Raw genomic sequence first — 21,600 nt, 5'->3', positions numbered from 1 at the left:
GCTACTTCTCGGCGGCGGCCTTGATTCGCTTTGCGAAATCGGGTGCGTCCTTGCGGGCCGCCCGAAGCGCGAGAGGCGCGATCAACTTTCCGATTCCGTGGCCTTCCAGCACGTTGAAGATCGTCACCTTGGTGCCGGCACCCGAGGGTTCGAGATCGTAACCGCCTTCCTTCGCGGTCACGGTGTTCTTCGAGCGCTCGGCCCAGCGGATCTTCCGCGGTGCCTCGAACTCGGTGATCTCGAACTCCCGCTTCGTGGTCATCCCGGCGTCCTTCACGGTGCTGACGAAGACGGTCCCGACTCCGGGCGGGCCGTCGGTCTTCTTCACGATCTCCTGCACCCGGGGGCTGAACTCCCGGTCGTTGACGCCGGCAGCGAGGTACTCGAACACTTCCTCGATGGGGCGATCGATCACCACAGTGCCTTCGAACCGTCCAGCCATGCCAGCCTCCCGTTTCCGTGACCTGCCGGGTTCCGACAGTACCCGCGACTCGGCCGAGGCGCGGTCACATCGCCGCCGGCCGGCCGGTCATAGAAGTGACGCCCCACGACGCCGGCGTCTCCCCCAGGGACCCTGAACACAGGAAGGCTTCGACATGGACATCTCGGTCACCGGCGCGTCCGGGTCGCGACAATCGACTTCGGCACCCGGTTTTCTCTCCACCGCCCGCGGCAGACTCACCCTGACGTTGTTGTGCGCCGTGGCCTTTCTCGACTTCGTCGACGCGTCCATCGTCAACATCGCGCTGCCCGACATACGTAGCGAACTCGACTTCTCGGTGCAGGAACTGCAGTGGGTGCCGAGCGCTTATCTCCTCACGTACGGCGGGTTCATGCTGCTCGGCGGTCGCCTCGCAGACCTGCTCGGTCGCCGTCGCATTCTCGTCACCGGCACCGTCGTGATCGGATTGTCGTCGTTGATCGGTGGTTTCGCCGGCAACGCGGAGGTCCTGATCGGTGCCCGGCTCACACAGGGTGTCGGTGCGGCGCTGATGCTTCCGGCCGCCCTGTCCATCCTGACGACGACGTTCGAGGAGGGTCCCGAACGTCATACCGCGCTGGGTGTCTGGGCAGGCGTGGGTGGTCTCGCATCCGCTGTCGGCGTGTTTCTCGGTGGTGTGCTCACCGAGGGCCCGGGCTGGCGATGGGTGCTGTTCGTCAACCCGCTGGCGTGCGTTCTCGTGCTACCCGCGGTCTATGCGCTGATTCCGGGCGACCGGCGCCGCGCCAGGTTCGCGAACTTCGACGTCGTGGGCAGCGTGCTCGGTACCGGCGGGATGCTGCTGCTCGTCTACGCCCTGGTCGAGGCGCCCGACCAAGGTTGGGGTGCTGCTCGCACGATCGGCGAGTTCGTCGGAGCGTTCGTGCTGATCGCCGCTTTCGTCGTGAACGAACAGCGCAACCCCGATCCTCTGCTGCCGCTGTCGATCTTCCGCATCAAGGGGTTGGCGGCTGCCAATATCACGGGTCTGATCGCCTTCGCGGGCCTGCTCGCGATGTTCTTCTTCCTCACGCTCTACATGCAGAATGTGCTCGGATACACCCCGATGCAGACCGGGGCGGCCTACCTTCCGCTCTGCCTGGGCGTCGCCGTCGCGGCCGGAATTTCCTCCCAGTTGCTCACCCGGACAGGAACCCGCCCCGTCGTCGTCGTGGGCGCGCTCGTGGCGTCGGCGGGCCTCTATTTGCTGTCCCGAATCCCCGTCGACGGCTCCTATCTCGCCGATCTGCTTCCGGGGCTGATGATCGTGTCGTTCGGGCTCGGTGCAGTCTTCGTCGGCGTCACCACCGCGGCCAACGCGGGTGTGCCGGCCGGCGAGGCCGGGCTCGCGGCGGCGTTGCTGAACGCCTCCCAACAGGTCGGCAGCGCACTCGGGCTGGCGATCTTCGCCGCCATCGCCACCTCGCATTCCCGGCACCTGATGGAAACGAATTCTCCTGTACCCGAGGCACTCACGTCCGGTTTTCAGCGAGCTCTGCTGACCGGCAGCGTCTTCCTCGTCGCCGCAGCACTGATCGCTCTGCGCACCGGCAACACCCGCGGAGACGACGGGCGACGAACGGCATGACCCGGCGGGCTCGTCAGTCGAGGTTCTCGACGACGAGCCCGGCGAGGCGTTCCCGGTCGGCGAGGATGTCGATCTCCACGATCATCCCCTGCCGGATCGTGACGCCCAAGACGGACAACAGCTGTCCCTCGGAGATTGCGACCACTCCCGCAGCGCCGTTCACGAGTGCCGGATGCGCGAACCGAGCCAGTCGCGCAAACCCGAGAACGCGGCCCGCGACGGACTCCGCACCGCGCACCATCGTCGAAGCGCCGGCCGGCAGTGCTCCCGTATCGGCCCGAAGCACAACGTCCGGATCGAGTACCGACACGAGTGCGTCGAAGTCGCCGCCCCTCGCGGCCGCGAGGAACGCGTCGACGACCGGACGCTGGCGGACCGGATCGGTGTCGGGAACGGGCGCTCCCTGCAGTCGGCGGCGTGCGCGGCTGGCCAGTTGCCGGGCGGCCGCCGGGGATCGCTCGACGATCGGGGCGATGTCCTCGAACGGCACCGCGAACATGTCGTGCAGCACGAACGCCAGCCGCTCCGACGGACCGAGCGTGCCGAGGACCACGAGCAGCGCGAGACCGACCGAATCGGCGAGCACCGCCTCCTGTTCGGGATCGCTGCCGTCCGAGAGGGTCACGATCGGGTCGGGCACCGCCGCATCCAGGGGATCTTCCCGCCGCGACCTGCGTGACTGCAGCATGTTCAGGCACACCCGTGCCACTACCGTCGTCAGCCAGCCGCCCAGGTTCTCCACCGAATCGGTGTCCGTGCGGCTCAATCGCAGCCAGGATTCCTGCACGGCGTCCTCGGCCTCGCTGAGCGAGCCGAGCATCCGGTAGGCCACCGCCCGCAGGTGCGGACGATGGGACTCGAACTGCTCCGCCAATACGTCGTTCTCGTTCATCGGTCACATCCGTCCGTCGTCCTCTGTCAACTATGTGACCGACGAAACGCGGCCGATGTGACAGCGGCGTGTCGTCCGTGGCCCACTGGTGCGCGGACTACGACCAGTTTCCCCGGTTCCGCTGTCGGATATCGCCGTGGTTAACTGAAATGACGCTCACAGTCTCTGAAGGGCTGGACGGCATGTGGAAATCACAGCAGGTCGGACGTCTGTTTCTCGTCTCGGTACTCGCGGCTCTGGCCGTGTGCGGAGTGAGCGCCACCGCGTCGGCGCATTCCGCGGCAGTCACCGGGAAGGTCATCGCGCCGATACTCTCCCCCGCGCGCGGGCAGGTCGTCGGCATCGCGCATCCTGTCGTCGTCCGGTTCGCGTCGCCGGTATCCGATCGCGCACTCGCCGAGCGTGGTGTCCAGATCACCCCCTCGAAACCCGTGCCCGGGCAGTTCTCCTGGATCGACGACCGCTCGCTGCAGTGGACGCCGGACCACTTCTGGCCGGCGAATACCGAGGTGACCGTCCAGGCGGCGGGCGCGAGAACCCAGTTCCAGGTGGGTGACGCACTGGTCGCGGTCGCGAACACGACGACGCACCAGTTCACGGTCAGCGTCAACGATCAGGTGGTGCAGACGATGCCGGCGTCGATGGGCAAACCCGGTTACGAGACACCGCTCGGCACGTTCCCCGTCATCGAGCAATTCCGGGACATGATCATGGACTCGTCGACGTACGGCGTCCCGATCGACTCGGAGGAGGGCTACAGGCTGTACGTCGAATACGCCACCCGCATCACGTGGGGTGGGATCTTCGTGCACGCCGCGCCGTGGTCGGTGAACTCGCAGGGCTACGAGAACGTCAGCCACGGGTGCATCAACCTCAGCACCGAGAACGCGCAGTGGTTCTACGACAACGCCAAGATCGGCGACCCCGTCATCGTCACGGACTGAGTCCCGCACGGTGTCGAAGACCCGGAATGCACGAGGCCCGAGACACAGAAAAGGCGGTTTCCCGTTTCCGGGAAACCGCCTTCGCTGATCATCTGGTCGGGCTGACAGGATTTGAACCTGCGACCACTTGACCCCCAGTCAAGTGCGCTACCAAGCTGCGCCACAGCCCGTCCACACCCTCGTTCAGGTGCTCGATGAGATTACATCAGTGGCAGTCCGTAACGCTAATCGCCTGGTCAGAACATATTCGGCGAGATCAGCGACTGCGCCGCTCGCGCTTTTCCCGCACCCGCACCGAGATACGGACCGGGCTGCCGTCGAAATTGAACTCCTCACGCAGACGCCGCTCGAGGAACCGGCGGTAACCGGCCTCGAGGAACCCCGTCGTGAACAGCACGAACGTCGGCGGACGCGTCCCGGCCTGGGTGGCGAACATCACGCGAGGCAGTCGTCCACCGCGCATCGGAGGTGGGGTCGCCGCAATGACTTCCTTGAGCCAGGTGTTGAGGCGGCCGGTGGGGATCCGCTTGTCCCAGGATTCCAGCGCGGTGTCGAGGGCGGGTACGAGCTTCTGCACCGCGCGCCCCGTTTGCGCCGAGATGTTGACGCGCTGCGCCCACGGCACCCGCACCAGATCTCGATCCACTTCGCGGTCGAGCTGGAGGCGACGGTCCTCGTCGACGAGATCCCACTTGTTGAACGCGATCACGAGGGCCCGTCCGGCGTCGGCGACCATGCTGAGCACACGCAGGTCCTGCTCCGAGATCGGCTCGGACGCGTCGATCAGCAGAATCGCGACCTCGGCGGCCTCGATGGCGCTCTTCGTCCGCAGCGACGCATAGAACTCGGCGCCGCTGGCGTGACTGACCCGCTTGCGCAGACCCGCGGTGTCCACGAAACGCCACGGCCTGCCGCCGAGTTCCACGATCGAGTCGACCGGGTCGACGGTGGTGCCCGCGACGTTGTGGACCACCGAACGCTCGTCGCCCGACAGCTTGTTCAGCAGGCTCGACTTCCCGACGTTCGGCTTGCCGACCAGAGCGACACGTCGCGGCCCGCCGCCGGGGATTCCCTCGCGGGGCGTTTCCGGGAGCGCGGCGAGCACCTCGTCGAGGAGGTCGCCGGTGCCGCGGCCGTGCGTCGCACTGACCGAGTGCGGCTGCCCGAGACCCAGCGACCACAGCGCGGCCACCTCGGATTCGGTGCGGCCGTCGTCGACCTTGTTGGCCACCAGGAGAACCGGGGTCTTGGAGCGGCGCAACACCTTGGCCACGGCCTCGTCCGTGGCGGTGGCGCCGACGACGGCATCGACCACGAGGAGGATCGCGTCCGCGGTCTGCATCGCCAGTTCCGCCTGCCGCGCCACCGACTGCTGCAGGCCCTTGGCGTCGGGTTCCCAACCGCCGGTGTCCTGCACCATGAATCGGCGCCCACTCCAGTTCGCCTCGTAGGAGACGCGGTCGCGGGTGACACCGGGAATGTCTTCGACGACGGCTTCGCGCCGGCCGATGATCCGGTTGACGAGCGTCGACTTGCCGACGTTCGGGCGCCCGACCACGGCGAGGGTGGGAACCGGGACGTGGGATTCGCCGTCGCTACCGTCTTCGAGGTCCAGGACCTCCCAGTCCGATTCCTCACTCCAGGTTCCGTCGCCTGCGAACTCGGTTGTGAATTGTTCGGTCACTGCCCTGCTCCACTTCTGTCGCTTACCACCAGCAGCAACCTGCCGATCACGTCGTCGATTCCGAGTTCGCTGGTGTCGACCAGCACAGAATCGTCGGCCGGCCGCAGCGGCGACACGGCGCGCGTGGAGTCGAGGTGGTCACGACGCTGCACGTCGGCCAGTACGGCCGCATAGTCGTCGCCTCGCCCTTCCGCGAGATTTTGCGCATTTCGGCGCTGGGCCCGGGCTTCCGCCGAGGCGGTCAGGTAGATCTTCACGTCGGCGTCCGGGAGCACCACGGTGCCGATGTCCCGGCCTTCGACGACAATCCGCTCGGCCTCGCCGGTGAGCCGGCGCTGCGCCTCGACGAGCAGTGCGCGCACGACCGGGACCGCGGAGACGGCGGAGACGGCCTTGGTCACCGCGTCACCGCGGATCTCCTCCCCCACGTCCTCACCGTCGAGCAGCACCTGCTCGCGCGTCGGGTCGGTGCCGATCGACCACGGCAGACCAGCTGTCGCGTCGGCGATGGCGTCGGGATCGGTGAGATCCACACCCTTGCGCAGTGCGTGCAGCGTGGCGATCCGGTACATGGCGCCGGTGTCGAGGTACCGTGCGCCGAGCCGCTGCGCCAGCAGACGCGAGACGCTCGACTTCCCGGTTCCGGACGGACCGTCCATCGCGACGATCAACGACGAGGTACTCACAGGCCCACCGCCCCGTAGAGTCCGCCGACCTCGCCGCGACCGAGGACCCGCAGCGTGCCGGGACGCTGATCGCCGAGAGCGACCGCACCGATATCCGTCCGGACGAGCCGGATCACGGGGTGACCCACGGCGTCGAACAGGCGGCGCACGATGTGCTTGCGACCTTCGTGCAGCGTGACGCGCACCAGCGACTTGCCCTCGTTGATGTCGAGGAGCGTGAACGTGTCGACCTTCGCCGGTCCGTCCTCGAGCTCGACGCCCTCCTTGAGCTTCTTTCCGACACCGCGTTCGAGGGCGCCCGACACGGTCGCCAGATACGTCTTCGACACCTCGAACGAGGGGTGCATCAGTCGATGCGCCAGATCGCCGTCGTTGGTGAGCAGCAGCAGACCCTCGGTGTCGGCATCCAGTCGACCGACGTGGAACAACCGCTGACCGGCGGCGACGCGCTCCGAGACGATGTCGCCGACGCAGGGGCGACCGAGGTCGTCCGACATCGTCGACTGCCAGCCGCGGGGCTTGTTCAGTGCGAGGTGGACGAGATCCTTCTGCACGACGACGCGGATACCGTCGACACGCACGACCGCGTTCTCGGGGTCGATGCGCAGTCCCTGCTCGATGACGATACGGCCGTCGACCTCGACGCGACCCTGGGAAATCAGTTCTTCGGCCGCGCGACGCGAAGCGACTCCGGCCTGCGCCAGAACCTTCTGCAACCGCATGCCGTCGCCCTGCGGGGGTCCCGCCGGCCGATCGGCGTCGGCGTACTGGTGCCGGGCCGGCTTGGCGTTGCTGACCTTCGGCGCCTGGGCCTGGGCGCGTTGCGGCTTGGCCGACTTGGGTTTGCCACGCTTGTTCTTCGCGGCAGGGTCGGGCCTGCCGGGCTTGCCTTTCGCGGCGTCGGGCCGACCTGATCGATGACCGGTCTCAGCCCTGTCCGAGCGCCCTCCGGTCTCCGACCTGGTGGGGCGCTGCTTCTTGTTGTTGCGATCCGGTGTGCCATCTCGGCGAGCGGGTTTCTTCACTTTTGTACTATCCCTGTCAGTCTTCGGTGTCCAGCCCGGTGTCCAACTCTTCTGTGGAAGCCGTAGCTTTATTCATTCTCGCAAATCGTGGATCAGATTCCAGACTCTCACTGATGTCATCTATCAGATCCACGTCCGGCAACAGCGGAGCCAAGGCGGGAAGATCGGCGAGAGACGCCAAGCCGAGCCGTTCCAGGAAGAGCTCCGTCGTCGAATACTGCGTGGCGTTGGTATCGGGATCGACGCCGGCTTCGGCGATCAATCCGCGAGCGAGAAGTGTGCGCACCACACCATCCACGTTGACGCCGCGCACCGCACTGATCCGTGCGCGGGTCAACGGTTGACGGTATGCCACCACGGCCAGAGTTTCCAACGCCGCCCTCGTCAGTTTGGAACGGGCGCCGTCGAGCAGGAGCCGCTCCACATAGGGCGCATGCGCGGTGCGGGTGTAGAGACGCCAACCGTCACCGGCATATCGGAGGTCCATCCCGCTTCCCCGGGCGGTGAGCTCGGCGGACATGCGGTTCAGTGTCTCCGTGATGCGATTCACAGACGCGCCGGTCGCGGAGGCGAGCTGGTCCGCTCCGGCGGGAGAGTCGACGATCAGCAGCAGCGACTCGAGTACCGCTTCGAGTTCGGTGTCCGACAGCTCGGGTTCCGCGTCGACGCCGCCCTGGTCGTCCGACTCGTCGAACGGGGCCGAACTCATCCGTAATCCTCCTCGGTCACCGGGGCGACCGTGCCCTCCCCGGTCCAGCTCACCAACAGTTCCCCGAGCGGCTCCGGCTGCTCGAACAGCACCGACTGCTCCCGATACAGCTCGAGCAGCGCGAGAAATCTTGCCACGATCAGGGCGGTCACCTCACACTCCGAGACCAGGTCGCCGAAGCTCGCCCACTCCCCGGCTCCGCGTTCGCGAAGCAGCTCCAGCATCCGCGCCGCTTGTTCGGGCACCGACACCGCATGCATGTCGTGCAGGTGGTCGAGTCCTACCGTGGGTTTCGGACGGGGCGTGAACACGGTCGCGGCGATCTCCGCGAACCGCTGCGGGTCGACGCCGAGCAACACTTCGGGCAGCAACTGGGTGAAGTGGTCCTCCAGTGCCACCGAACGCGGGTACCGGCGCAGCGCGGCCGCCTCGAGTTCGCCGAACAGTTGCGCCACCTGCTTGTACGCGCGGTACTGCAGCAACCGGGCGAAGAGCAGGTCACGCGCCTCGAGGAGCGCAAGGTCCTCCGCGTCCTCCACCTGCCCGGCGGGCAGCAGCCGGGCCGCCTTCAGGTCCAGCAAGGTCGCGGCGACCACCAGGAACTCGGTGGTCTGATCGAGTTCCATCTCGGCGCCGAGTGTCCGGGTGTAGGCGATGAAATCGTCCGTCACCTGGTGCAGCGCGACTTCCGTCACGTCCAGCTGCCGCTGGTTGATGAGGGTGAGGAGCAGATCGAACGGTCCCTCGAAGTTCCGCAGCGTGACCCGGAAACCGGGCTTGACCGCGGTCCGAGGTTCCTCGATCTTCGAGTCCCCGGTCTGCGAATTCTCGGTCTGCGAATTCTCGGTCTGCGGTGGAGCCGGAATGTCCTGCGTATCCACCACTTACCGGCCGGACCGGTGAATGACCTCGCGTGCCAGCGCACGGTACGCCTCGGCGCCGGTCGACTTCGGCGCCCAGGTGGTGATCGGCTCCCCGGCGACCGAGGTCTCGGGGAACCGCACGGTGCGGTTGATCACGGTGTCGTACACGAGGTCACCGAACACCTCCACCACCCGGGCCATCACCTCGCGGGCATGCAGGGTCCGCGAGTCGAACATCGTCACGACGATGCCGGCGAGTACCAGTCGCGGATTGAGCCGGTCGTGGACCTTCTCGACCGTGTCGTTGAGCAACGCCAGGCCGCGCAGGCTGAAGTACTCGCACTCCATCGGGATGATCACCGAATCCGCGCACGCAAGCGCGTTGACCGTGAGCAGACCGAGCGACGGCTGGCAGTCGATGAGGACGTAGTCGTACCGGTCGAGGACGGGATGCAGCACCCGCCCGAGCGTCTGCTCCCGGCCGACCTCGGTGACGAGCTGGATCTCCGCCGCCGACAGGTCGATGTTGCTGGGCAGAAGGTCGAGGCCCTCGACCCTGGTCCGCATCAGGACGTCGTCGATCGAGACGCGGGGTTCGACGAGCAGGTTGTGGACGGTCAGTTCGAGATCGTTGTGCGCCACTCCGAGACCTGCGGACAGGGCGCCCTGCGGGTCGAGGTCGACGAGCAGGACGCGCCTACCGTACTCGGCGAGTGATGCACCCAGGTTGATGGTCGACGTCGTCTTGCCGACGCCGCCCTTCTGGTTGCACATCGCGATGATCTTGGCGGGGCCGTGAGAAGGCAGCGGGGCCGGTTCCGGCACCTCACGCGTCGGGCGCCCCGTGGGCCCGAGCTCACCCTGAACTACCGCAGCGTCGTTCTCTTCGAACAAGGCTGCGGTACCGGTCTGCCGCGCGTCGAACATGTCGCCCTCCAGTTGCGAGTGCTCTGACTCCGCCGCTGGCGGCTGCGGTGTCACCACGGTCCGATGATCCCCTGTTCTCTCGATGGTCGCTGCCGATCTCACATCGTTATACGAACGCTACCGCTTCGTACCGTGAAATTTCCCCTCGACACGCGTTGGGTCAGCGCGCCCGGGGGTGCGCGCCGGCCCACACCTCGCGCAGCGCACCCACTGTCACCAGCGTATATATCTGTGTGGTCGTGACCGACGCATGCCCCAGCAGCTCCTGGACGACCCGGACGTCGGCGCCGCCGTCCAGCAGGTGCGTCGCGAACGAGTGCCGCAGTGTGTGCGGTGACACCGCGGCGGTGATGCCGGCGGCGTCCGCGGCCGTCTGCAACACCTTCCACGCACTCTGGCGGGACAACCGTCCGCCGCGCACATTGAGGAACAGGGCGGGTGTTCCCCTGGACACGAGCGCCGGCCGGCCCCGGATCAGGTAGGCGTCGAGGGACTCGACAGCGGGTCGCCCCACCGGCACCACCCGCTGCTTGCCGCCCTTGCCGCGCAGCAGCACCGACCGGGTCTCGGTGTCGATGTCGTCGACGTCCAGTCCGACGGCCTCGGAGATGCGGGAACCGGTCGAGTACAGCAGCTCGAGCAGTGCGCGGTCACGGACGGCACGCGGTCCGTCCGCGGGACCGGTACCTCCGACTGCCTCGAGCAGCGCCAGCACCTCGTTCACCGGCAGCGACTTGGGGAGCCGTTTGGCTGGTGACGGCGGCCGGACGTCGCGCGCCACGTCCACGGCGATCACGCCTTCCGCGGCGGCGAATCGGTGGAATCCGCGCACCGCGATCAGGGCGCGGGCTGCGGAGCTCGCGGCCAGCGGAGGCAGTTCGCGGGCGGGGTCGCCGGTCCGCAGAGCGATGACGAAATCACTGACGTCCTGCTCCCGGACCCGGCCGATGTCGGTGACGCCCCGGTCCGCGAGGAACTGCGTGTACCGCTCGAGGTCGCGGCGATACGAACCGAGGGTGTTGCGGGCGGCTCCGCGTTCGACGGCCATGTGGTCGAGGTACGAATCCACCTGCCGCGTCATCACCACGTCATGCTCGCGCGGTTTCGTCCCCGGCGGCGCGTGCGCGTTTCCTCTCGCCGAACCTCTCGGGGCGATCGACCCACGGTGCGGTTACGTCGCGGAGTTCGCCGAGACCGCCTGGGCGCGACCGGGCGGCGGCGAGAGCCATCACCCCGGACACGGCAGTCGCGTTGACGATGGTCCCGTTCGACACCATCGACACGACCTCGTCGAGCGGAATCCGCTCGATCTCGAGGTCGGCCTCCTCGTCCTCGGGGTCGGGCCGGTCCACCTCGTACAGATCCTGGGCGAGGAACACGCGCACGGACTCGTCCGTGAACCCGGGTGAAAGAACGACATCCACGAGAACGGACCAGCGACGGGCCCCGAGTCCGGTCTCCTCCGCCAGCTCGCGTGCGGCGGCGTCGACGGGGTCCTCCCCCGGTTCGTCGAGCAGGCCGGCCGGGATCTCCCACAACCGGCGTCCCACCGGGTGCCGGTACTGGTGGATGAGGACGACCCGGTCCTCGTCGTCGAGCACCACGACGGCGACTGCCCCGTGATGCTCGACGACCTCACGTTCCGCTGTCCGTCCGTCCGGCATCGCGACGTGATCCACTCGCAGGGCGAGGATGGCGCCGCTGTAGACGGTGCGTGAATCGAGCGTCGCGAATTCGTGCCGGCCGGTGTCGGTCATGCTCCGTGTCGCTCCTATCCGGCGCTGTCGACCGACGCGACCTCGTCGCGGTCGGCGGACTCTTCGAGTTCGTCGGCGACGGCAGCGTTCGCACGCTCCTCGCCGTGCACGTCCACGGGAAGACGCTCTTCGAGCTTGTGCTTCAGCGCGGCGTCGACGAACGCCGCGAACAGCGGGTGCGGACGCGTCGGACGGCTCTTCAGCTCGGGATGCGCCTGCGTCGCGACGAAGAAGGGGTGCTGGTCGGCCGGGTATTCCACGAACTCGACGAGGTGACCGTCAGGAGAGGTCCCACTGAACCGGAGTCCGCTCTTCGCGATCCGGTCGCGGTACGCGTTGTTGACCTCGTAGCGATGACGGTGACGCTCCGACACCTCTTCGCTGCCGTACGCCCTGGCGACGACCGAGCCCTTCGTCAGAACGGCCGGGTACGCGCCGAGGCGCATCGTGCCGCCGAGGTCCGCCTCGCCGGCGATGACGTCTTCCTGGTCGGCCATCGTCGAGATCACGGGGTGCGTGGTCTCGGGCTCGAACTCGGCGGAGTTGGCGTCGTCGAGACCCACGCTGCGCGCGGCCTCGATCACGACGCACTGAAGTCCGAGGCACAGTCCGAGCAGCGGGATCTTCCGGTGGCGGGCATACCGGATCGCGCCGAGCTTGCCCTCGATACCGCGGATGCCGAAGCCGCCGGGAATCAGCACGCCGTCGACGTCACCGAGCGCGGCCTGCGCTCCGGCCTCCGTCTCGCACGCGTCCGACGGCACCCAGGAGATCTCGACCTTCGAGCGGTTCGCGAATCCGCCGGCGCGGAGCGCCTCGGTGACGGACAGGTAAGCGTCCGGCAGGTCGACGTACTTCCCGACCAGGGCGATCCGGACAGTCTCGCGGGGCTGGTGGACGCGCTCGAGCAGGTTCCCCCACACCGTCCAGTCGACGTCGCGGAACGGAAGACCCAGCTGGCGCACGACGTACGCGTCGAGGCCCTCGCTGTGCAATACCTTCGGGATGTCGTAGATCGAGGGGGCGTCGGGAGTCGAGATGCAGCCGTCGACGTCGACGTCGCACATGAGCGCGATCTTGTTCTTCAGGCCCGGGGGGACCTCGCGGTCGCAGCGCAGGATCAGGGCGTCCGGCTGGATACCGATGTTCCGCAGCGCGGCAACCGAGTGCTGGGTCGGCTTCGTCTTGAGCTCACCCGACGGCGCCAGGTACGGGACCAGGGAGACGTGGAGGAAGAAGACGTTGTCGCGTCCGACGTCGTGACGCACCTGACGTGCCGCCTCGAGGAACGGCTGCGACTCGATGTCGCCCACGGTGCCACCGATCTCCGTGATGACGACGTCGGGGCGGTGCCCTTGGAGGTCCGGACCGCTCATCGCCAGGATGCGGCTCTTGATCTCGTCCGTGATGTGCGGAATGACCTGGACGGTGTCGCCCAGGTATTCGCCGCGACGTTCCTTGGCGATGACGGTCGAATACACCTGGCCGGTGGTCACATTCGCCTGACCGGACAGGTCGCGGTCGAGGAAACGTTCGTAGTGGCCGACGTCGAGGTCGGTCTCGGCACCGTCCTCGGTGACGAACACTTCGCCGTGCTGGAACGGGTTCATCGTGCCCGGATCGACGTTGAGATACGGATCCAGTTTCTGCATGGTCACGCGCATTCCCCGCGCGGTCAGCAATTGCCCGAGGCTCGAGGCTGTGAGGCCCTTGCCGAGTGAGGAGGCGACGCCGCCGCTCACGAAGATGTGTTTGGTAGCGGTACGCGAATGAGTGCGTGACTGTGGCAAAGGGGCTCCCGTGACGACTGTGCAGGGCTTGGTCTGTTCGAGCAATGCTGGGGCCTGCCGACCCACGGGACTTCACGGTAACACCTCTGTGGACGTCCCGGAAACAACGCGCCGCGATTGCCCGCCCCGATGTGACCCGCGCTACGCCGGCGTGGCCCCCACGGTGACTCCGGTGGTGCCGGGACCGGTGCCGTACCGGCCGGCGCCGCCGCCCAGTTGCTCCTGGAGCGCGAGCGGAACGGTGATCTTGCCCGCCTCCCGGTCGATGTTGTCGATCGTCGTGAGCGCCGCCGAGAGGGCCGCGTCGGCCCGGGCCACGGCGACCGCACCATTCCCCTGCGCCGAGGCCGGACGTCCGGCGAGCACCGCCCCGGCGCCGCGAGAGTCCAGCGCGCCCGCAAACCGGGCCACGACCGCACCACGGTTGCCGCTGACGCCGTCCTCCACGTCACGGTCCCCGGTCAGGACCACGGCAAGTTGCGCCGGTTGGACGGCCCCGTCGTCGTAGCTGACGAAGCCCGCACCGCGGAGGGTCTCGAGGGCGAGGACCATCTCCTGCGCGGAACTCTGCGGCTGGCTGGTCTCCTTGCCGAGCATGAGGACGGAGCCCAGCAGATCGCCCGCCAGGCTGCCCTGATCGACGGCGCCCGTCTTCAGGGTGACCCCGGCGGGGATCACGTTGTTGACGACGGTCCGCAACCGGTCGCCGCCCGTGGCGTCCACGAACGAATCGGTCAACGACACCCGTCCGGTCACCGACCCACCCGCCTGGGCGATCATGCGGTTGACCCCGTCGAGGTCCGCGGGGTCGGCGTCGGGGGTCGTCACGACCATCACGGTGCGTTGCGCGAGCGAATCGGCCACCACCCGGCCGCCCACCGCGGAGTCGAAGCCGTCCGCCGAGTTCAACTGCTCGGTCAGTTGGTTGTTGCGTTCGTTCGCCTTCTCCACGTCGGTCTGCAGGTCCGCCTTGTCGTCGCGCAGTCCCGACACGAGACCGCTCGACAGCAAGCCGGATCCCATGACCACGCCGATCGCCAGAGCCAGGAAGATCGCCGCTATGGAAATGGCATGTTGACGCAGAGAAATCACTTGAAGAACCCCTGAACCCACAACGCAAAGCTGTTCCACGTCGCGACGGCCCAGTCGAGAGCCTCGCCGCCGATGTTGGACACGACCAGGGCCACGATCACCGCGATCAGCGCGGCCAGCACGAGCAGTGCGATCGCGCCGCCCGACACCCGGCTCCTGTACAGCGTCGCCACGGCCTTGGCGTCCACCAGTTTCGGCCCCACCTTCAGGCGGGTCATGAACGCCGACGGGTTGCTGTCGCGGCGGCCGCGGTCGAAGAACTCGTCGAGGGAGACGGTACTGCCGACGGTGACGATCAGCGACGCACCGTGGTGGTCGGCCAGCAGCAGCGCCAGGTCGGACGGCGATCCGGAGGCGGGAAACGTCATCGCTCCGATGCCGAGATCCTGGATGCGCGACAGACCGGGCGCGTGACCGTCCTGGTCGGCGGGGAGCACCACCTCGGCGCCCGACTTCAGCGTCGCGCTCGTGATGTCCTCGGGGTCGCCGACGATGAGGTCGGGACGATAGCCGGCCGATTTCAGTACGTCCGCGCCGGCGCCGACGCCGATAAGGATCGGCGAATACTCCTTGATGAACGGCTTGAGGTTCTTGAGGTCGGACGCGTGGTCCGGGCCGTCGGACACGATCACGACGTGCCGTTCCTTCATGTCGACATCCACGTCGGGCACACCGACACCGTCGATCAGCAGTGGGCTCTCGGTGCGGATGAACTCGATGGTGTTGCCGGAGAACGCCTCGAGGTGGTCGACCAGACCGGTCTTCGCCTCGATCATCCGGTCGGAGATCTCCGCCTCGGTCTGCTCGTCGCCCTTGGCGATGCGCCGTTCCCCGGAGTAGACGCCTCCCCCGTTCACCCGGACCTTGCTGCCGTCCTTGATGCTCTTGAAGATTTCGGCGCCCGCCGAATCGACCAGGAGGATCCCGTTGGCGACGATCACCTCCGGCCCCAGGTTGGGGTAGCGCCCCGAGATGGAGGGAGACGCGTTGATCACTGCGAGAACGCCGGCCTTCACCAGCGCGTCCGCGGTTCCGCGATCGAGGTCGAGCTCGTCGAGGACGACGATGTCACCGGGTCCGACGCGTCGCAGCAACTTGGCCGTGTTGCGATCCACCCTGGCGATGCCGCTGACCCCAGGCAAAGTTTCGGTGTTACGTGACAGCAGTGCCGGCATCTTCATGGATTCGATGATGGACCGGAAGCGGGACCGACCTGTGGAGGCGCGCCGAACCGTTTACCACATCAGTCACACCATTACCACGGGTGCGGCCGACGCTGCGCCGGGCCTGTTCAGGCGGAGCGCTCCGCGTTGGCGGTGGCCAACAGCTCCTCCGCGTGGGCGCGACCGGTCTCCGTGTCGTCGAGTCCGGCCAGCATCCGGGCCAGTTCCACCACCCGTTCGTCGTCGGTGAGGGTGTGCACGCCGCTGCTGACGACGCCGTCCGCGTCGTCGACCTTGTCGACCACCAGGTGGGTGTCCGCGAATGCCGCGACCTGCGGCAGGTGCGTCACCACGATCACCTGGTGCGTCCGGGCCAGCCGGGCCAACCGCCGGCCGATCTCGACCGCGGCCCGGCCACCCACGCCGGCGTCGACCTCGTCGAACACCATCGTCGCACCCGAATCGGAGCCGGCGAGGACCACCTCGAGTGCGAGCATGACACGCGAGAGCTCGCCGCCGGACGCGCTCTTGCTGATGGGCAGCGACTGCGCGCCGCTGTGCGCCGACAGCCGGAATTCCACCTCGTCGACGCCCGACGATCCCGCGTGCAGTTCCGTGCCGTCGACGGTGAGCGGCGCCGTGTCCTGCGGTCCGGCGATCCGAGGGCGGACGGTTACCTCGAGCGCGGCCCGGCCCATCGCCAGACCCGCGAGTTCGGCACTGACGGCCTTGGCGAGCTTGGTCGCCGCCTTGACGCGGGCCGTGGTCAGTTTCGACGCGGCCTCCGCGGTGGACGCGGCCGACTCCTCGACCTGCTTCGTCAGCGCCGCCAACGCGTCGGAGGACACGTCGATCTTCTCGAGCCTCGCGCGGGCGTTGTCTGCCCACTCCAGTACCCCGTCGACGTCGGCGGCGTACTTGCGGGTGAGGTTCTTCAGTTCCGCCTGCCGCGACAGCAACGAATCCAGTGCCCCCGGATCCGCCGGAAGCCCGGCGAGGTACGTGGTCAGGTCGGCTGAGACGTCGGTGACCACCGCGATCGCGTCGGCGAGGCGCGGTCCGAGCCCGTCGAGTTCGGGGTCGGTGGCCGATTCGATGCGGGCCCGCGCCTCCGACAGCAAGTCCAGCGCGGGTGCCGCCCCGGAGTCGCCGTCCATGTCGTCGCCACCGGCGAGGGCGGCGTGCGCTTCCTCCGCCGCCGAGCGCAGCGAGTCGAGCTCGCTGAGCCTGCGCACCTCCGACACGATCGACTCGTCCTCACCTGGAGTGGGCGCGACGCCGTCGATCTCGTTGAGTGCGAACGTCAGTTGGTCGGCTTCCTGAACGAGTTCCCGGGTACGGCCCGTCCGTTCGATCAGCTCCGAACGTGCGGTCACCCATTCGTCGCGGTGCTTGCGGTACCGGGCCAGCAGCGGGCCGACCGCCTTGTCTGCGAATCTGTCCAGGGCTGCGCACTGCTGGTCCGGGCGCAGCAGCCGCAGCTGATCGTTCTGCCCGTGAACGGTGAGCAGCGGATCGGTGAACTCGGACAGCACGCCCGCCGGAACGCTGCGCCCACCCAGGTGAGCCCGGGATCGGCCGTCGCTTCCGACGGTGCGTACCGCGATGATGGTGCCGTCCTCGTCCCGTTCGGCGCCCGTGGATTCGAGCAACCGGGTGACGGCACGTTCGACGTGCTCCGAGCCCTCGTCCGTCATGAATCTGCCCTCGACCACGGCACGGGGCGCGCCGAGTCGTACCCGGCCCGCATCCGCCCGCGCACCGCTGAGCAGGTGCAGGCTCGTCACCACCATCGTCTTGCCCGCACCGGTCTCACCGGTGAGCACCGTCAAACCTTCGTGGAATTGCGCCGACGCCTCGGAGATCACGCCGAGGTTGTCGATCCTGATCTCTGCCAGCACGTCTAGGGCTTCCTTCCTCGCCACCCGGTGACGGGCAGCTCGAACTTTCGCACCATCCGGTCCGCGAACGGAGCCGAATCCAGTCGTACCCAACGAACGGGTTCCTTGCCACGCACGACTTCGACGCGGGCTCCCGCGGGCAACTCCAGTGTTCGGCGACCGTCGCAGAAGACCAGTCCGTCATGGCTGCCGGCCACCGTCTCCACGGCGATCAGCGAATCCGGGCTCGTCACGAGGGGCCGCGCGAACAACGCGTGTGCGTTGCTCGGGACCACCAGCAAGGCCTCGAGTTCCGGCCACACCACGGGGCCGCCCGCGGAGAACGCGTACGCCGTCGACCCGGTGGGCGTGGAGATGAGGACCCCGTCGCAGCCGAAAGCCGACACGGGGCGGCCGTCCACCTCGAGAACCACCTCGAGGACACCGAGCCGGGACCGGTTCTCGATGCTCGCCTCGTTGAGCGCCCACCCACGTTCGATGATCTCGTCGTCCACGCGGACCAGCACGTCCAGCGTCATCCGATGCTCGATGCGGTATTCACGACGCACCACCTGGGCGAGAGCCTCGTCGAGGTGCTCGGCCTCGGTTTCCGCGAGGAACCCGATCCGGCCCAAATTGATGCCCAGAACCGGAATCGATGCGGCCTGCGCGAGTTCCGCTGCCCGGAGGAACGTCCCGTCCCCTCCGAGGACGAGCACCATCTCGCAACCGAGGGCCGCGTCGGGGCCGGCCTGCACGATGGTGACTTCCAGTCCGGGCACCAGGAATTCGTCGGCCGCCATGGCGTCCATCGGTTCGATGCGGGTGCTGTCGACCTCGTCGACGAGCACGCGCAGTCCGATACCGGCGCGCTCGAAGATCTTGCCGACCCGTCGCGCGGTCTCCGTGATCTCGGCGCGGCCCGGATGCGCCACGAGCAGGATCTCCCGCTCGCGTTGCTGGGTGCCGCTGCTTCCCCCGCTCACTGTGGTCCCTCCTGCACCGCGGTGCGGATCAACTCTTCCACCGACTCGACCGGTACATCATCCGTCCCGGGTGTGACATCCGCGCGCAGCCACAGGAAGTATTCGACGTTCCCCGACGGTCCCGGCAGCGGACTGGCCACAGCACCGACGGTACGCAGTCCCAGCGACGCCGCCGTCTTCGCCACATCCAGTACCGCCGCGAGCCGCAGTTCGGGGTCGCGCACCACTCCGCCGGAACCCACGTGATCCTTGCCGACCTCGAACTGGGGTTTCACCATCGGAATCAGATCCGCACCCTCCGCCGCGCAGGCGACGAACGCCGGGAGAACGAGCTTCAGGGAGATGAACGACAGATCCGCGACCACCAGATCCACCGGCCCGCCGATCTGCTCGGCGTCGATGGATCGCACATTGGTCCGGTCCACGACGTGGACGCGGTCGTCCGATTGCAGCCGCCACACCAGCTGGCCGTAGCCGACGTCCACCGCCACGACCTCCCGCGCACCGTGGTGAAGCAACACATCGGTGAAACCCCCGGTGGACGCGCCGGCGTCGAGGCAGCGCTTCGCCTCGATCTCGAGTCCGCGGGGCCCGAAGGCCTCCAGCGCTCCGAGCAGTTTGTGTGCCCCACGCGATGCCCAGGACACTTCGTTGTCGACCTCGACCACACGTAGCGGTGTTCCCGCCTCGACGGCGGTGGCGGGCTTGGTAGCCGCCGCGCCCGAGATCAGTACTCGCCCCGAGGCGATGAGTTCCTGCGCATGTTCTCGGGACCGGGCCAGTCCCCGCCGAACGAGTTCGGCATCCACCCGTGCTCTTCGGGCCACGTCAGATCTTGTCCACGGTGGCCAGTGCCTCCACCAGCACTTCGTGCGCCTTCTCGAGAAGATGGGCCTTGCGCGGAATGATCCCGACGCCATGCTCGTCGTCGGGATCGGGTTCGACGGCTCCGAGCCGCGACAACAATCCGTCGACCTCCGTGTGGATCTTGTCGGGGTCGACACTCTGAGGAGGCCCAGGTAGATGGGCTCCTGGGCGCGGTATTGGCGTGCTCATCGGGCACAACGCTAGTCCATCGCGTTCCGATACGCATACAGCGAATCGCGTGACGAACAACGCGGGTTTTCCCGGTGTCAGGCACCCCAGCCGGACACGACCGCGCTCACAGCGGGAGTCGTCGACGTGATTCGCGTGAAGTCAGGGAATTTCCAGGCACCGACAGTCACTGCTCGCAGCAGCGCAGCCGAATCCACCGGCTCCGCCGAATCGGTGGTCGGTTCGATCACCAGATCGGTGCCGTCGAACTCGACAGACCAGCGGCTGTCCTCACCGATGCGCGACTCCTCGGCCGGCCGGTTGAGGGCGTCCAGTTCGGTTGCCAGATACGTGGGGCGTTGAGCTGGGGCGGCATGCAGCACGTCGGCTGCGGTGCTCACTCCCGTCAGCACCAGCAACGAGTCGAGACCGACGTTGTCGGCGCCTTCGATGTCGGTGTCGAGCCGGTCGCCGACGACGAGCGGACGCACACAGCCACTCCGCCGCATCGCATCTTCCATCAGCGGCGCGGCAGGCTTACCCGCCACGAGCGGTTCGCGGGACGTGGCCGTCCGCAACGCCGCAACCATCGATCCATTGCCCAGCACGAGACCGCGCTCGGTGGGCAGGGTCGAATCCAGGTTCGCCGCCACCCAGACCGCACCGGCGCGTATCGCCAGGGTCGCCTCGGCGAGGATCGCCCAGTCCGTGGTCGGTGAATGCCCCTGAACCACAGCCGCGGGCGCATCCTCGAACGACCGCACCGGACGCAACCCGACGTTCCGGACTTCGTCGGCAAGCGCTTCGGTGCCGACGATCAGCACCGGCGAACCGGGTGCGACGTTCTCCGCGAGTAGCCTGGCCGCGGTCTGCGAACTCGTCACCACTGTCGACTCGTCGGCAGTGAAGCCGAGTTCGGTCAGGTGTTCCGCGACCTCGCCCGGTCTGCGACTGGCGTTGTTGGTCACGTAGTAGAGCGGCTGATCCCCGGCCGCCAAAGCCTCACGTGCACCGGGGATTTCGAGCGGACCCTGGTACAGGGTGCCGTCGAGGTCGAGCAGCAGAGCGTCGTAACCGTCGCGCAGAGCCGTCACTGATCGTCTCCGGTCAACTCGGCCACACGCTCCTCCGCATCGGTGTCACCCTCGAGATCCGCCGCCGCCGAATTGAGGAACCACTTCAGTCCGTCCTCGATGCGACCGGCCGCCACCAAGGCATCCGCGTACGCGTAGAACAGTCGAGCAGCACCGGGACCGGTCCGCGAAGCGTCGAGGTCGGGGGTCTGCAGCGTGACAACAGCCTGATCGAACTGCCCGAGGTCCATGCGCGCTCCGGCCACCACCATGCGCAGCTCGGCGGCCTCATCACCCGACAGCGCGGCAGCCTCTTCGCTTCGTCCGAGTTCGATCGCACGCTCCGGACGGCCCAGTCCACGTTCGCAGTCCGCCATCACCGCAAGCAGCCCGGGACCGCCCGCCATGCGACGAGCAGCACGCAACTCAGAGAGAGCCTCCGCCCATTCGCCGGCGTGATAGGCGGTGATGCCCGCCGCCTCACGCACGACCGCGATGCGACCGGCGCGCTGACGTGCAGCCCGAGCGTGTGCAAGCGCGAGGCGCGGATCGTCGTCGACGAGTTTTCCGGCCATCACCAGGTGTCGCGCAACCGTGTTCGCGTTCGTCTTGTCCAGGCTCAGGAGGTCGCGGCGAACACCGGGATCGAGTTCGCCGGCTTCGACGTTCTCGGGCAGATCCGGTTCGTCCGGACGAGCCTGCTGCCGCTGCGGACGGTCACCTTCACGTCCGCGGGGCGCGAAGCCGCCCTCGCCGCCACGACGAGGGGCGCCGCCACGACGATCGCCGCCGCCACCACGGTTGTCGCGCGAATCGCGACGGGGACCGCCCGACGAGCCACCGCGACCCGAACCGCCGGCACCGCCGCGGTTGCCGCCGGACGCACCGCCACGATTATCAGAGGCGCCGCCTCGATCGCTGGAGGAGGCACTGCCTCCGCGGAAGGATCGACGTCCGTCGTCACTCTCCGACACAGTCATTCCTTTCACACAAACCACGAAAGGGGACCCAGTATATTGGGTCCC

The 21,600-nt window shown here is 67.7% G+C and carries 21 protein-coding genes and 1 tRNA gene; 2 read left to right on the top strand and 20 right to left on the bottom strand.

Going from position 1 to position 21,600, the window contains the following annotated elements:
- Position 1: 1 nt before the first annotated feature.
- On the bottom strand, positions 2 to 442 hold the full coding sequence (locus RJ1_RS35365) for an SRPBCC family protein (protein ID WP_073367297.1): 441 nt from the start codon (positions 440 to 442) through the stop codon (positions 2 to 4).
- 154 nt (positions 443 to 596) lie between these two features.
- Between RJ1_RS35365 and RJ1_RS35360 the strand changes: the two genes are divergently transcribed.
- Positions 597 to 2,069, top strand: coding sequence for an MFS transporter (locus tag RJ1_RS35360; protein WP_073367294.1), 1,473 nt, complete (start codon positions 597 to 599; stop codon positions 2,067 to 2,069).
- A gap of 13 nt (positions 2,070 to 2,082) precedes the next feature.
- Here RJ1_RS35360 and RJ1_RS35355 read toward each other — a convergent pair whose 3' ends face one another.
- Entirely contained in the window at positions 2,083 to 2,961 is an 879-nt protein-coding gene (locus RJ1_RS35355; RefSeq protein ID WP_073367291.1) for a sigma-70 family RNA polymerase sigma factor, read from the bottom strand.
- A gap of 182 nt (positions 2,962 to 3,143) precedes the next feature.
- Here RJ1_RS35355 and RJ1_RS35350 point away from each other — a divergent pair, with 182 nt between their 5' ends.
- Positions 3,144 to 3,905 carry a L,D-transpeptidase gene (locus RJ1_RS35350; RefSeq protein ID WP_073367289.1) on the top strand — a complete coding sequence of 254 codons (762 nt, stop codon included), beginning with the start codon at positions 3,144 to 3,146 and terminating at the stop codon, positions 3,903 to 3,905.
- 93 nt (positions 3,906 to 3,998) lie between these two features.
- Here RJ1_RS35350 and RJ1_RS35345 read toward each other — a convergent pair.
- The 18 genes from RJ1_RS35345 to RJ1_RS35260 all read right to left on the bottom strand — a co-directional run bounded on the left by RJ1_RS35345 (position 3,999) and on the right by RJ1_RS35260 (position 21,555).
- A tRNA-Pro gene (locus tag RJ1_RS35345) sits at positions 3,999 to 4,075 on the bottom strand.
- A gap of 86 nt (positions 4,076 to 4,161) precedes the next feature.
- Positions 4,162 to 5,589, bottom strand: coding sequence for a ribosome biogenesis GTPase Der (gene der / locus RJ1_RS35340; protein ID WP_073367286.1), 1,428 nt, complete (start codon positions 5,587 to 5,589; stop codon positions 4,162 to 4,164).
- Entirely contained in the window at positions 5,586 to 6,275 is a 690-nt protein-coding gene (cmk, locus tag RJ1_RS35335; RefSeq protein ID WP_073367283.1) for a (d)CMP kinase, read from the bottom strand. Before cmk ends, der begins: the two co-directional genes overlap by 4 nt.
- Positions 6,272 to 7,300 (bottom strand): pseudouridine synthase, encoded by a 1,029-nt coding sequence (locus RJ1_RS35330; protein WP_073367280.1) that lies wholly within the window; start codon positions 7,298 to 7,300, stop codon positions 6,272 to 6,274. The genes cmk and RJ1_RS35330 overlap by 4 nt, the downstream gene beginning before the upstream one ends.
- Positions 7,301 to 7,316: 16 nt before the next feature.
- Positions 7,317 to 8,009 carry an SMC-Scp complex subunit ScpB gene (gene scpB / locus RJ1_RS35325; RefSeq protein WP_073367278.1) on the bottom strand — a complete coding sequence of 231 codons (693 nt, stop codon included), beginning with the start codon at positions 8,007 to 8,009 and terminating at the stop codon, positions 7,317 to 7,319.
- Positions 8,006 to 8,893 carry a segregation and condensation protein A gene (locus tag RJ1_RS35320; protein WP_073367276.1) on the bottom strand — a complete coding sequence of 296 codons (888 nt, stop codon included), beginning with the start codon at positions 8,891 to 8,893 and terminating at the stop codon, positions 8,006 to 8,008. The genes scpB and RJ1_RS35320 overlap by 4 nt, the downstream gene beginning before the upstream one ends.
- Positions 8,894 to 9,901 carry a ParA family protein gene (locus RJ1_RS35315; protein ID WP_073367273.1) on the bottom strand — a complete coding sequence of 336 codons (1,008 nt, stop codon included), beginning with the start codon at positions 9,899 to 9,901 and terminating at the stop codon, positions 8,894 to 8,896.
- Between the two features lie 58 nt (positions 9,902 to 9,959).
- Positions 9,960 to 10,886 (bottom strand): site-specific tyrosine recombinase XerD, encoded by a 927-nt coding sequence (gene xerD / locus RJ1_RS35310; RefSeq protein ID WP_174695059.1) that lies wholly within the window; start codon positions 10,884 to 10,886, stop codon positions 9,960 to 9,962.
- 1 nt (position 10,887) lies between these two features.
- Positions 10,888 to 11,556 carry an NUDIX domain-containing protein gene (locus tag RJ1_RS35305; protein ID WP_073367270.1) on the bottom strand — a complete coding sequence of 223 codons (669 nt, stop codon included), beginning with the start codon at positions 11,554 to 11,556 and terminating at the stop codon, positions 10,888 to 10,890.
- Between the two features lie 14 nt (positions 11,557 to 11,570).
- Positions 11,571 to 13,346: a CTP synthase gene (pyrG, locus tag RJ1_RS35300; protein WP_073367268.1), complete on the bottom strand. Its 1,776-nt coding sequence runs from the start codon at positions 13,344 to 13,346 to the stop codon at positions 11,571 to 11,573.
- A gap of 141 nt (positions 13,347 to 13,487) precedes the next feature.
- Complete coding sequence (locus tag RJ1_RS35295; protein ID WP_073367265.1) at positions 13,488 to 14,438, bottom strand: copper transporter; 951 nt, start codon at positions 14,436 to 14,438, stop codon at positions 13,488 to 13,490.
- A complete protein-coding gene (gene steA, locus RJ1_RS35290; RefSeq protein ID WP_073367263.1) occupies positions 14,435 to 15,619 on the bottom strand; it encodes a putative cytokinetic ring protein SteA in 1,185 nt (394 codons plus the stop codon). The genes RJ1_RS35295 and steA overlap by 4 nt, the downstream gene beginning before the upstream one ends.
- Positions 15,620 to 15,729: 110 nt before the next feature.
- Entirely contained in the window at positions 15,730 to 17,502 is a 1,773-nt protein-coding gene (recN, locus tag RJ1_RS35285) for a DNA repair protein RecN (protein ID WP_073367260.1), read from the bottom strand.
- A 2-nt stretch (positions 17,503 to 17,504) separates the two neighbouring features.
- Positions 17,505 to 18,467, bottom strand: coding sequence for an NAD kinase (locus RJ1_RS35280; RefSeq protein ID WP_073367258.1), 963 nt, complete (start codon positions 18,465 to 18,467; stop codon positions 17,505 to 17,507).
- A complete protein-coding gene (locus RJ1_RS35275) occupies positions 18,464 to 19,294 on the bottom strand; it encodes a TlyA family RNA methyltransferase (protein ID WP_073367255.1) in 831 nt (276 codons plus the stop codon). The genes RJ1_RS35280 and RJ1_RS35275 overlap by 4 nt, the downstream gene beginning before the upstream one ends.
- Position 19,295: 1 nt before the next feature.
- Positions 19,296 to 19,523 (bottom strand): hypothetical protein, encoded by a 228-nt coding sequence (locus RJ1_RS46350; RefSeq protein WP_073367252.1) that lies wholly within the window; start codon positions 19,521 to 19,523, stop codon positions 19,296 to 19,298.
- Positions 19,524 to 19,600: 77 nt separating this feature from the next.
- Entirely contained in the window at positions 19,601 to 20,596 is a 996-nt protein-coding gene (locus RJ1_RS35265) for an HAD-IIA family hydrolase (protein WP_073367250.1), read from the bottom strand.
- Positions 20,593 to 21,555: a tetratricopeptide repeat protein gene (locus RJ1_RS35260; protein WP_073367247.1), complete on the bottom strand. Its 963-nt coding sequence runs from the start codon at positions 21,553 to 21,555 to the stop codon at positions 20,593 to 20,595. The genes RJ1_RS35265 and RJ1_RS35260 overlap by 4 nt, the downstream gene beginning before the upstream one ends.
- Between the last annotated feature and the right edge of the window lie 45 nt (positions 21,556 to 21,600).

Source organism: Rhodococcus jostii NBRC 16295, assembly GCF_001894825.1.
In the GTDB taxonomy this organism is placed as follows: domain Bacteria; phylum Actinomycetota; class Actinomycetes; order Mycobacteriales; family Mycobacteriaceae; genus Rhodococcus_F; species Rhodococcus_F jostii.
This window is presented reverse-complemented; position numbering and strand designations above follow the sequence as displayed.